The 12,253-nt window shown below is 59.5% G+C and carries 9 protein-coding genes and 1 riboswitch; of the genes, 4 read left to right on the forward strand and 5 right to left on the reverse strand.

From position 1 onward, the window contains the following. Window positions 1-24: 24 nt before the first annotated feature. Entirely contained in the window at window positions 25-2,163 is a 2,139-nt protein-coding gene (locus K0P33_RS06155; RefSeq protein WP_242154484.1) for a methyl-accepting chemotaxis protein, read from the reverse strand. 226 nt (window positions 2,164-2,389) lie between these two features. Here K0P33_RS06155 and K0P33_RS06160 point away from each other — a divergent pair, with 226 nt between their 5' ends. Then, window positions 2,390-3,208, forward strand: a complete 819-nt coding sequence (locus K0P33_RS06160; protein ID WP_094953017.1) for a M48 family metallopeptidase — start codon at window positions 2,390-2,392, stop codon at window positions 3,206-3,208. Between the two features lie 123 nt (window positions 3,209-3,331). Here K0P33_RS06160 and K0P33_RS06165 read toward each other — a convergent pair whose 3' ends face one another. From K0P33_RS06165 to K0P33_RS06175, 3 genes are all read right to left on the reverse strand, one after another. Beyond that, entirely contained in the window at window positions 3,332-3,916 is a 585-nt protein-coding gene (locus K0P33_RS06165; RefSeq protein WP_004372026.1) for a TMEM165/GDT1 family protein, read from the reverse strand. A gap of 89 nt (window positions 3,917-4,005) precedes the next feature. Next, window positions 4,006-4,125, reverse strand: a riboswitch (yybP-ykoY riboswitch). A 51-nt stretch (window positions 4,126-4,176) separates the two neighbouring features. Further along, a complete protein-coding gene (locus tag K0P33_RS06170) occupies window positions 4,177-5,175 on the reverse strand; it encodes a class I SAM-dependent methyltransferase (protein WP_242154486.1) in 999 nt (332 codons plus the stop codon). Between the two features lie 30 nt (window positions 5,176-5,205). After that, on the reverse strand, window positions 5,206-6,171 hold the full coding sequence (locus K0P33_RS06175; protein WP_094953015.1) for a 2-hydroxyacid dehydrogenase: 966 nt from the start codon (window positions 6,169-6,171) through the stop codon (window positions 5,206-5,208). Between the two features lie 84 nt (window positions 6,172-6,255). On the opposite strand from K0P33_RS06175, the gene K0P33_RS06180 reads away from it, so the two are divergent. Beyond that, entirely contained in the window at window positions 6,256-6,888 is a 633-nt protein-coding gene (locus K0P33_RS06180) for a LysE family transporter (RefSeq protein ID WP_083360097.1), read from the forward strand. 277 nt (window positions 6,889-7,165) lie between these two features. Here the strand turns inward: K0P33_RS06180 and K0P33_RS06185 are convergent, their stop codons facing one another. After that, window positions 7,166-7,606, reverse strand: a complete 441-nt coding sequence (locus K0P33_RS06185; RefSeq protein ID WP_242154488.1) for a hypothetical protein — start codon at window positions 7,604-7,606, stop codon at window positions 7,166-7,168. 752 nt (window positions 7,607-8,358) lie between these two features. Between K0P33_RS06185 and K0P33_RS06190 the strand changes: the two genes are divergently transcribed. Next, entirely contained in the window at window positions 8,359-10,041 is a 1,683-nt protein-coding gene (locus tag K0P33_RS06190; protein WP_094953686.1) for a fatty acid--CoA ligase, read from the forward strand. Window positions 10,042-10,374: 333 nt separating this feature from the next. Then, the gene (locus K0P33_RS06195; protein WP_094953687.1) at window positions 10,375-12,234 is read left to right on the forward strand and encodes a DUF1302 domain-containing protein; all 1,860 of its coding nucleotides are present in this window, start codon (window positions 10,375-10,377) and stop codon (window positions 12,232-12,234) included. Window positions 12,235-12,253: the final 19 nt, after the last annotated feature.

The raw sequence follows: 12,253 nt of genomic DNA on the forward strand, positions 1-12,253 counted from the left end.
CGCCCTCAAAACCACCGCAAATCCCTAAACCTTAAACTGGTTGATCAACCGCCGCTGCTGCTCTGCCAACTTGGTCAAATCCGCACTGGCCGCGCTGGACTCATCCGCGCCGCCCGCCACTTCATTGGCCACCTGGCCGATATTGATCACATTGCGATTGATGTCCTCAGCCACCGCGCTCTGCTCCTCAGCTGCGCTGGCAATCTGGGTGTTCATGTCGTTGATCACCGACACTGCCTGCGTAATCGTTTCCAGTGCCTCAGCGGCCTTGGCCGCATGTTGCACGCTTTCATCGGTGCGGTTCTGGCTGTCTTCCATCACCTTCACCACGTCCCGCGTGCCTTGTTGCAGTTGCTGGATCATGGTCTGGATTTCTTCGGTGGCTTTCTGCGTTTTCTGCGCCAGGTTGCGCACTTCATCCGCCACCACCGCAAACCCACGGCCTTGCTCGCCAGCCCGCGCCGCCTCGATGGCGGCGTTGAGCGCCAGAAGGTTGGTCTGCTCGGCAATGCCACGAATCGCCGTGAGGATCGCGTTGATGTTCTCGCTGTCCTTGGCCAGAGTTTGCACCACGACGACCGCGCGGCCGATTTCTTGCGCCAGCGCGCCGATTGACGTCGAGGTGTCGCGCACGACGCGCATGCCTTGGCTCGCGGCTTGGTCCGCGTGGCTGGCAGCTTGCGCAGCCTGGGTGGCGTTGCGCGCCACGTCTTGGGCGGTGGCGGTCATCTCGTGCACGGCGGTGGCCACTTGGTCGATCTCGACCATTTGTTTGTGCACGCCCTGATTGGTGCGGATCGCGATGTCGGCGGTGTGCTCCGACGAATCGCTGACCTTCTGCACCGAACTCACCACCTGGGTAATCATGCCCTGCAGCTTGATCAGGAAGGTATTGAAGCCCGTGGCAATCGCGCCCAGTTCATCGGCGCGGTCGCTGGTCAGGCGGCGCGTCAGGTCGCCTTCGCCTTGGGCGATGTCGTTGAGCATGGCCACCATTTGCTTGAGCGGGCGGGCGATGCCGTGGCCCACCAGCCAGATCACCAGCAAGCCGATGCCAGCGATCAACAGGCCAACCATGGCCATGCCGAAGGTGTCGGTTTTGCGCTGGGCTTGCAGGTCACTTTGCAGTTTCTGCGAGTCGGCCATTACTGCACTCAGCGGCAGTTGCATCATCAAGGTCCAGCGCGCTTCAGCCTGGCCGATGTTGAAGGGCAGGAACAGCACGATATGCCCGTGTTCCTTGTCGATGTCGTAGCGCACTTCGCCGACTTTCAGCTGGCTGAGGTTGGCCAGTTCGTTGCTGTCGAGCAGGTCGGTGGCCTTTTCGCCGAGCTTGCTGGCGTCCTTGGTGTAGGCCACCAGGCGACCGTTACTGGAGATCAGCGCCAGCTCGCCGGCGCCGTCATAGAGGTTCTGGTCGGCGCGGGTGAGCATGTCCTGGATGAAATTGACTGACAGGTCGGCGCCGACGATGCCCTGGAAGGCGCCGTCAATCATGATCGGTTCGATAAACGAGGCCAGCATCACCATCGCATTGCCGACCTTATACGGTGCCGGGTCGATGGCGCAGGGCTTCTTGCTCTCTTTGGAGCACAGGTAGTACTCGCTGGCGCGCACGCCGGTGGCGAGGATGTTCTGGTCGTTGACGTCGGCGAGTTTATCCAGGCCCAGGCTGCCATCAGCGTTGCGGTACCACCACGGCAGAAAGCGCCCGTCGGCGGCCATGCCGACAATCGGCGTGTTGACGTAGGCGGCGTCGTTATGGTCAATCGCATTGGGCTCCCAGCCGATATAAGCGCCAAGGATTTTCGGGTTGCGCACCACGGTCTCGTGCAGCAGGTTGATCAGTTGTTCGCGCCCGACCTGCAGCGCCGGTTCGCCCTTGGCGTCTTTCATGCCGAGCAGGGCGTTGGCGGTGGCCAGGCCTTTGGCGGTCACCAGGGGTGCTTCCAATTCGCGCTGGATCAGCGTGGCCTGGGTTTGCGCCAACGCTGTGAGGCGCTGCTCGATGACCTGCTCAAACTGCGCCTGGGTGCGGTCCTGCACCAGTTCCTGGGTGCGCGCGCCGGCAAACACGGCGTAGAGCACCAACACGGCAACCACACTCAGCACGATGGCGCCGGTCAGTGCTGCGACAGAAAACTGAATCGACTTGAATTTCATGAAGGCTCCGGGCGCAGGGGCAGAGGGCTGCCTTCTTGTATCGGCCGCGGGCTCGGGAGGCTTAAGGGTGGGCCGGTAAAAGAGCGCCGGATGTCGCAAATGGGCTGTTCGCCGCCGCAGTGGGCGTGTGGGGCGTATCTGAAAATCTGCGGTTACACGTCTTGTGTATCTGGCGCAGATACATTTGACCGCCTACGATACGCGCCAGGATTCTAGGGAGAGCGTCATGAAAAAATCATTGGCAGTAAGCGTACTCAGTGCAGCGATGCTGCTGGCCGGTTGTCAGTCGGTCAATACCACCAGCGGCGGTGCCGTTGGGGTAGAGCGCAAGCAGTACATGTTCAGCATGCTGTCGAGCCAAGAAGTCGACCAGATGTATGCCCAGTCCTACCAGCAAACGCTGGGTGAGGCGAGCGGCAAAGGCATGCTCGACAAGACCAGCGCCAACGCCAAGCGCGTGCAGGCGATTGCCAAGCGTCTGATCGCCCAGGCACCGACGTTCCGCCCGGATGCGGCGCAGTGGAAGTGGGAAGTGAACCTGATCAAAAGCGATGAGATGAACGCCAATTGCGGGCCTGGCGGCAAGATCTTTGTGTACAGCGCGTTGATCGACAACCTCAAGCTCACCGATGACGAACTGGCTGCGGTGATGGGCCATGAAATCGCCCACGCCTTGCGCGAGCACGGGCGTGAGGCCATGTCCAAGGCCTACGGCATTCAGATGGCCAAGCAGGGCGCCGGTGCCTTGTTCGGTTTGGGTCAGGACAGCCTGGCGTTGGCCGATACCGTGGCCAACTACGGCATGACCTTGCCCAACAGTCGCGCCAATGAAAACGAAGCGGACCTGATCGGCTTGGAGCTGTCGGCCCGGGCTGGTTATAACCCGAACGCGGCCATCACGTTGTGGAACAAGATGGCCAAGGCTTCGGAAGGTGCGCCACCGGAGTTCATGAGCACACACCCGGCTTCCGACAGCCGAATCGCCTCGTTGCAGGCGGCGATTCCGAAGGTGATGCCGCTTTACCAGCAGGCCAAAAAGTCCTGATTGATCGTTCCCACGCTCTGCGTGGGAATGCCGCTCTGGACGCTCTGCGTCCGCTCTTAAAAGCGTGACGCAGAGCGTCACAGAATGCATTCCCACGCGGAGCGTGGGAATGATCAGGTCGGGCTAGATCCAGCCGCTGCTTTGCATGGCTTTGTACACCGCAACAATCGCCAGGATGAAGAACGCCGTAGCCGCCAGTCGACGAATCAAGGTCAACGGCAGTTTTTCCGCCGCGAAATTCCCCGCCAGAACCACCGGCACGTTGGCAATCAGCATGCCCAAGGTGGTGCCGATAATCACCAGCCACAGCTCAGGGTATTGCGCCGCCAGCATCACCGTGGCGATCTGCGTCTTGTCACCGATTTCTGCAAGGAAGAACGCAATCAGCGTGGTCAGGAACGGGCCGAACTTGCGCGTGGTACTGGCTTCGTCATCGTCGAGTTTGTCCGGCACCAAGGTCCATAGCGCCGTGGCACAGAAGCTTGCCGCGAGGATCCAATGCAACACTGCATCCGAGAAGAAACTGCCGAACCAGGCCCCGACGGCACCGGCGGCCGCATGGTTGGCCAGGGTCGCGGCGACGATGCCGGCGATGATCGGCCAAGGTTTGCGAAAGCGTGCGGCAAGGATGAGCGCGAGCAGCTGCGTCTTGTCGCCGATTTCGGCCAAGGCAACGATTGCGGTAGGTACGAGTAATGAATCCAGCATCAGGTAAGTTTCCAGGGGCGGGTCGACACGGCTATGACACGTACAGCCTTCCCGCCCCGGGTAAGGTGTGCGTGTCATAGGTCTTGTCAAACCCCGGTCCGTCTGTGCGGACTCCTGGGTCGCATACGCCATGGTCTGTTGACCAAGTATGTTGACGTATGCCGGACGAGCATGGCGCTCGTGGGAGACTACTCCCCTAGGACGGAGCGGATTTTGCCTAGGCAAAACCCATTCGGCAAGCCTTCTTTTTCAAAAAACCATCAGCCGCGTTTGGCACGATAAATGCGAAAACCATTGCCTTCGGTCTTGATTGCGCACACGCCCAAGTGCTCTTCGATCAGGGGTTGGTACTTGAGGAAACTGTTGGCGACCAAGCGCAGTTCGCCGCCTTTTGCCAGGTGTTTCGCCGCTTTTCGCAGCAAGTTTTCCGTGGCGAAATAATCCGTATGCACGCCGACATGGAACGGTGGGTTGCTCAAAATCGCGTTCAAACCCATCGGCGCGGCGTCGATGCCGTCACCGGTCAACACCTCGGCTTCCAGGCCATTGGCTGCCAAGGTCAGGCGACTGCTGGCGGCAGCAAAGGCATCCACGTCCAGCAGGGTCACCGTGTTATGCGGGTAGCGACGCTTGACCGCAGCTCCCAGCACGCCGGCGCCGCAGCCAAAGTCCAACAAATGCCCACTGGGCAGTTTGTCCAGATGCTCAAGCAACAGCTCGGTGCCGCGATCCAGGCGACCATGGCTGAACACGCCTGGCAGGCTCACCACCTTGAGCGGCCCTTCGGCCAATGGCACGTCGAACACTTGCGCCAGGCTTTCCAGCTCGACCGCTTGCGGGGCGTTGGCCACGGTGACTTGCCACAGCTGGCAATGCCGCGCGTTATCGAGCTTGCGTGGCTTGCCGAACGGGATCATCTGCTTGGCGGCGCTTTCGATACCGCCTTTTTTCTCGCCGACCAGATACAGCTCGGCGCCGGGCAGGCGCGCGGCCACGGCATTGAGCAGGTAGTCGGTGAGGTCCTTGGACTTGGGCAGGAAAATCACCGCCGCATCAAACCCACGCTCGGGCACGTTCACGCCGAACTGGCTGCGCTCAGGGAAGCGCGCATCGAGCGCCGCCTGGTCGCCGGCATGCCAGCTCCAGCCGTGGGCATTGGGCAGGCGGCCGAGCAAGTCGTCGGCGGGCAACCCTACCAGCAGCAGGTTGCCTTGAAAAAGTTCGGCCTGACGAAGCAGTACTTCACTGCGCGGATCCATGGTCTGCTCCTTGAAAAGGGGCGCAGTTTATCAACTGACGACGCGCAGCGGGGCGCCGCTGAAAAAGGTCCGGGCGTTTTCTGCCAATTGGCCGACGATGCGCTGCCGCGCTTCGCGGCTGCCCCAGGCGTTGTGCGGCGTGACGATCAAGCGAGGAATGTCGCCGGCCAGCAGTGGGTTGCCATTCACTGGCGGTTCCACGCTCAGCACATCGGTGGCCGCGCCGCCCAGATGGCCGCTGCGCAAGGCGTCTGCCAGCGCCTGTTCGTTGATCAAACCGCCGCGCGCGGTGTTGACGATAAATGCGCCGGGTTTGAGCAGTGCCAATTCGCGAGCGCCGATAAAGTCGCGGGTGTGTTCATTGAGCGGGCAGTGCAGGGTCAGCGCATCGACCTGCGCGAGCAGTTCATCCAGCGGCACGCGGTCGGCGCGGGCAGGGCGCCCTGGAATCGCGCCAAGCACCACGCGCATGCCAAAGGCTTCGGCCAGGCGTGCGACGGCGCTGCCCAGTTCGCCGTGGCCGAGCAGGCCAAGGGTTTTACCTTGTAGCTCGACAATCGGGTAGTCCAGCAGGCAGAACTGCTTGGCCTCTTGCCATTTGCCGGCGGCGACCTCTCGTTGATAGTCGTTCAAGCGTGTCGCCAGGTTGAGCAACAGCATGATCGTGTGCTGCGCCACCGACGGCGTGCCGTAGCCCTGGCAGTTGCTCACGGTGATGCCCAGGGCGCGGGCGGCCGCGAGGTCGATGTTGTTGGTGCCGGTGGCCGACACCAGGATCAGCTTGAGTTCGGGGCAGGCCTGCAGGGTCTCGGCGTTGAGCGCGATCTTGTTGCTGATCGCCACCTGGGCGCCTTGCAGGCGTTCGATCACGTTCTGCGCCGTGGTGTGCGCGTACAGCTGCAGGTCGCTGAAGCTGTTGCGCAATGCGCTGAGGTCGAGGTCCCCCAGGTCCAGGGACGGGTGATCAAGGAAGACGGCGCGGCGATTGTTCGTCATCAACTGTACCTTTTGCGACAGGGTTCGAAGGCGTAATCTGCCGAGCCTATCAGATGAAATAATCCGTTACTTAATGGAGTGAGTATGTACGCCGCCGAGTTTTTGACCGTAGCCCTGATTCACTTGTTGGCGGTGGCCAGCCCCGGCCCGGATTTCGCCGTGGTGGTGCGCGAGAGTGTTACCCATGGCCGCCGCGCCGGGACCTGGACTGCGCTGGGTGTGGGTTCGGCGATTTTCCTGCACGTGGGTTACTCGTTGCTGGGCATTGGTTTGATCGTGTCGCAGTCCATCGTGTTGTTTAACGCGCTGAAATGGGCGGCGGCGGCGTACCTGTTGTACATCGGCTTCAAGGCCTTGCGCGCGCAGCCGGCCAAGCCTGTTGCCGAGGGCGAGTTGCACCGTGAAGTGGGCGAACGCACCCCACGCGGGGCATTCACCGCAGGGTTTGTGACCAATGGCTTGAACCCCAAGGCCACGCTGTTCTTCCTGTCGCTGTTTACCGTGGTGATCAACCCGCACACGCCGCTGGCGATCCAGGCCGGTTACGGCCTGTACCTGGCGGTGGCGACGGCATTGTGGTTTTGCATGGTGGCGATGTTGTTCAGCCAGCAGCGGGTGCGTGCTGGTTTTGCGCGGATGGGGCATTGGTTCGATCGGACGATGGGCGCGGTGCTGATTGCGATTGGCGTGAAGCTGGCGTTTACCAGTATGAAATAACGATTATCAGGTAATGGTTTCGAGGGGGCGTTCCAGTTTTCGGCTTCTTTCTGCAACTTTTGCCATAGGCGCTTGCCGGTCAGCAAGGGCTCTTCGACACGGGTGAGTCGCGTAAGCGGTTGCTTATTAGCTATTTTGCCGTATTCGGATCACGCTCAGCGCCAGCATCCGCCCAGCTTCTATTAGCAGTACGTAAAAAAGGCCCGCTGGGGAGGCGGGCCTTAAATGTTGCAATCACCAGATAATTTGTAACTTTGCTGTAGTGCTTTGTACCTGCTTAGTTGATGCTGCGGATGTTGCCTTTGTTGCCTTTGACGATAACGCTCACTTTCTTGAAGATGAAGTAGTTTTCTTCGGTTACTTCGTAGCGCGGTGCGACAATCATGTCGGCACCTGAGGCTTTAACTGCTTTAAATGCAGCAGCAGATTTAACCGAGCTTACTGGGTCCAGACCCAGGCCACCCAAGGAACCACCGGTGTCGCCGCCGTAGCTAACACCGTCAGCAAACTGGCTGTCGCCACCGAACTTCAGAACACCGAACAGAATGTTGACCGAGGAAGCGCCGGAGATGGCTTCGCCAACCGCGATGTCTGCTTTTAAAGAGGTCTTGACCTGGCTGTCGATAGGCGAAGAAGGTTGGCTTGCGTTGTAGCTCACGCAACCACTGGCGGCGGCAATGAGCGTGGAAAGTGCGACGAATTTAAACAGCATTTTCACGACGATGTTTCCTTACTATCTGATCAGAGAAGGCACCTGTTGCCGGTGGCAAGCTCGGGCTATTAAGTGAGTTTTAAGAGTAGTCATTATGGGGTAGTAGTTAAATAGGAGGATTCTTAGAATGTGTTTTTTATTCTCGCGTGTTGCGCGCAGCTATGAAAAAAATAAAATGGGAGATTTATTTGTCTGAATGATGGTTCGCGATAACGGGAAATACTGAGGTTTTCATCGCTTTTTATGCTCCCATTGTTTAATGGTTCCCGTGCCATAAAACGATGCAACGGATAAACATCAAAAAAACGTCGTCTTTCCAAGCGCTAACATTTTTCTTAACGTCTTTCCGCTCTTCATCGTTATTTCGCCGCTGTGGTTGGTTGTGCGCTTGCAGGCGGGCAGTTCGCGAGTGCTATTAAGGGGCGGGATGACAGACGCGCGGTTGGTTTTTCAGGCGTTTTCATTCTCTTGTTGTTGTTGTTTGTATTGGCGCGGAACCTGCGCAGCAAAATCTGCAGCATCGACCGTTGAAAGCTGAGGGTGTGGAGAATACGAATTTACTGTCGGAGGCAGCCGGAATGAGAGTGGTCGATAGCAGGAAACTCCCCACATTAGATCGCCGTAAGATCCAGGCGATGGCAAAAGGCTAGTAATTGATGGAGTCTCCAAATCATTCCTTTGGCTGATTTAGCTGACACATAAGCGCTCTACAGTGCTGGTCTTCAAGCCACGACCGTGCAGTCAGATAAGGGATTAGTATGTTGCAGACCCGTGTTATCCCACCCGCCGAAGGCGCTTACCAATACCCACTGTTGATCAAACGCCTGCTGATGTCCGGGGCGCGCTACGAGAAGACCCGGGAAATCATCTACCGCGACAAACTGCGTTACACCTACCCGACCCTGATCGAGCGCGTTGCGCGCTTGGCCAATGTGCTGACCGAAGCCGGGGTCAAGGCCGGCGACACTGTCGCCGTGATGGACTGGGACAGCCACCGTTACCTGGAGTGCATGTTCGCCATCCCGATGATCGGCGCGGTGATCCACACCATCAACGTGCGCCTCTCGCCGGAACAGATTCTCTACACCATGAACCACGCCGAGGACCGCTTTGTGTTGGTCAACAGTGAGTTCGTGGGGCTCTACCAGGCCATTGCCGGGCAACTCACCACCGTCGACAAGACTTTGCTGCTCACCGACGGCGACGCCAAGACCGCCGAGCTGCCCAACTTGGTCGGCGAGTACGAAACCCTGCTGGCTGCCGCCAGCCCCAAGTACGACTTCCAGGACTTCGACGAACATTCCGTCGCCACCACCTTCTACACCACCGGCACCACCGGTAACCCCAAGGGCGTGTACTTCACCCACCGCCAGCTGGTGCTGCACACCATGGGCGTGGCGACCATCATGGGCAGCGTCGACAGCGTGCGCCTGCTAGGCACCAACGACGTATACATGCCGATCACGCCGATGTTCCACGTACACGCCTGGGGCCTGCCGTACGTGGCGACCATGCTCGGTTTGAAACAGGTCTACCCCGGCCGCTACGACCCGGAATACCTGGTGGAGTTGTGGCGCAAGGAAAAGGTCACCTTCTCCCACTGCGTGCCGACCATCCTGCAAATGGTGCTCAATGCCAAGGCTGCCCAAGACGTGGATTTTGGCGGCTGGAAAATCGTCATCGGCGGCAGCGCGCTGAATCGCACGTTGTACGAAGCGTCCAAGGCGCGTGGCATTCAACTGACCGCCGCGTACGGCATGTCCGAGACCGGGCCGCTGGTGTCCTGCGCCCACCTCAACGAAGAACTGATGGCCGGCACCGAAGACGAGCGCACCACCTACCGCATCAAGGCCGGCGTGCCTGGGCCGTTGGTAGAAGCGGCGATTGTCGACGCCGAGGGGCACTTCCTGCCCGCCGACGGCGAGTCCCAGGGGGAGCTGGTGCTGCGTGCACCGTGGCTGACCGAGGGCTATTACAACGAGCCGCAAAAGGGCGCCGAGCTGTGGGAAGGCGGCTGGATGCACACCGGCGACGTGGCCACCCTCGACGCGTTTGGCGTGATCGATATTCGTGACCGCATCAAGGACGTGATCAAGACGGGCGGCGAGTGGATCTCCTCCCTGGCCCTCGAGGACCTGGTCAGCCGTCACCCGGCGGTACGCGAAGTAGCGGTGGTGGGCATCGCCGACCCGCAGTGGGGCGAGCGCCCGTTTGCGCTGCTGGTGGTGCGTGATGGCCATGTGATAGGTGCTCGCGAGCTCAAGGAACACCTCAAGCCTTTTGTCGAGCTGGGCCATTTGAGCAAGTGGGCGATTCCGAGCCAGATCGCCGTTGTTACTGAAATTCCCAAGACCAGCGTAGGAAAACTCGACAAAAAACGTATCCGCATCGACATCATTGAATGGCAGGCCAACAACAGCACCTTCCTCTCGACCCTGTGATGCACCTCGCCGCGCCCGTTCGGGCGCGGCAATGCTCTATCTCGCGCCTTCACTTGTGATTTGCCAATTTTCAGCCATCCTTGCCTCGCCGGCCTTCGTCGGCGTGGCGAAAGGACTGTGGCAGACGGGTTGGTGATGCAAATCACACTTTAGAGGGATCAAGCGGTACCCCCTGCTGGCTATAGTCCCTCTCAGAGTTTTTCAAGGATGTTGCGCTTCGAGCCAAGGGGGCTCGGTTGCCGTTCGGCATTGGAATCTTTGTATTCCGGCCGGTACATGCATCCAGAAGACAGAACTCACTGCCATAACAATAATGCACATGGAGTAGCGTCGATGACCTCAGTAAACCAGTTCTGGCGCCGGGCAAGACTGCCCCTGGCCGTCAGTCTCGCTTCTACGCTCGCCGGGCCCGCATTCGGCGTCAGTTTCAACATCGGTGAAATCGAAGGTAGCTTTGACTCATCCCTGTCGGTGGGGGCGAGTTGGTCGACTGCCGGTCGCAATAAAGACCTGATCGGTGCCAACAACGGTGGCAAGGGGCTTTCGCAAACCTCCGACGACGGCCGCCTGAACTTCGACAAGGGTGATGCCTTTTCGAAGATCTTCAAGGGTATCCATGACCTTGAGTTGAAATACGGCGATACCGGCATCTTTGTGCGTGGCAAGTACTGGTATGACTTTGCGCTGCAGAACGAAGACCTCGACTTCAAAAACGTCAGCAACGACAACCGTAAAGAGGGCGCCAAGTCCTCTGGCGGGCAGATTCTCGATGCTTTCGTCTACCACAACTACACCATCGCCGATCAGCCGGGTAACGTGCGTCTTGGCAAGCAGGTAGTGAGCTGGGGCGAAAGTACCTTTATTGGCGGCGGTATCAACTCGATCAACCCGATCGACGTGTCTGCGTTCCGTCGCCCGGGCGCTGAGATCAAGGAAGGCTTGATTCCGGTCAATATGTTCTACGTGTCCCAGACCCTGACCGACAACCTCTCCGCAGAGGCGTTCTACCAGTTGGAGTGGGACCAGACCGTGGTGGATAACTGCGGTACGTTCTTCTCCCAGCCGGACGTGATTGCCGACGGTTGCAGTAACAACCTGCGGGTCTTGAACAAACGTTCCACCATTCCTGGCGCGGCCTTGCCAACCCTTAACGCGCTCGGCGTCGATGTGAACAACGAAGGCGTGCTGGTACGTCGCGGCGGTGACCGTGATGCACGCGACAGCGGCCAGTTCGGCGTGGCCATGCACTACAACTTCGAGCCGCTGGACACTGAGTTCGGCGCGTACTTCATGAACTACCACAGCCGTGCGCCGATCTTCAGCGCGACAGGTGCGCCAAACTCGGCCTACACCCGTCCGCTGGGACCACTGGCGGCATTGCGTCCGTTGATTGTGGCGGGCAGCTCCCAGTACTTCGTCGAGTACCCGGAAGATATCCGCTTGTATGGCTTGAGCTTCTCCACCACGTTGCCGACCGGCACCGCCTGGAGTGGTGAATTGAGCTACCGGCCAAACGCTCCGGTACAGCTGAGCACCACCGATATTCTGTATGCGGGCGTCACGCCGATTCCGGGCTTTGGCAATGCTTCGGTGCTCAAGGGCAGGCCGGGGCAGGACCTGCACGGCTACAACCGTAAGGAAGTCACCCAGTTCCAGACCACCTTCACGCACTTCTTCGACCAGGTTATGGGCGCCACCCGCCTGACCACCGTGGGTGAAATCGGCGTGACTCATGTAGGCGGCTTGGAGAGCAGAGACAAGGCGCGCTACGGGCGTGATCCGGTCTTCGGTCCCGGCAGCCTGCCTGGCGGCTTCTGTAACGGGCTGAACAATTCGACCGGTCAAGGTGCAGGCCTGCCCAATGCGTCCGGCCTGAACACCAACTGCAACAACGATGGCTATACCACGGCTACGTCCTGGGGTTACCGCGCCCGGGCGATCTGGGAATACCCGGACACGTTTGCCGGTGTAAACCTCAAGCCTAGCGTGGCCTGGTCCCACGACGTCAAAGGTTACTCGCCGGGCCCTGGCGGCAACTTCGAAGAAGGTCGCAAGGCTGTCAGCCTGGGTGTCGATGCCGAGTATCAAAACACCTATACCGTTGGCCTGAACTACACCAACTTCTTTGGTGGCAAGTTCAGCACCGTGGACGATCGTGACTTTATCGCCTTGAGCGCAGGCATGAACTTCTAAGCACACTCTCTTTAAGCAG

The sequence above is a fragment of the Pseudomonas sp. ArH3a genome (assembly GCF_022648765.1).
In the GTDB taxonomy this organism is placed as follows: Bacteria; Pseudomonadota; Gammaproteobacteria; order Pseudomonadales; family Pseudomonadaceae; genus Aquipseudomonas.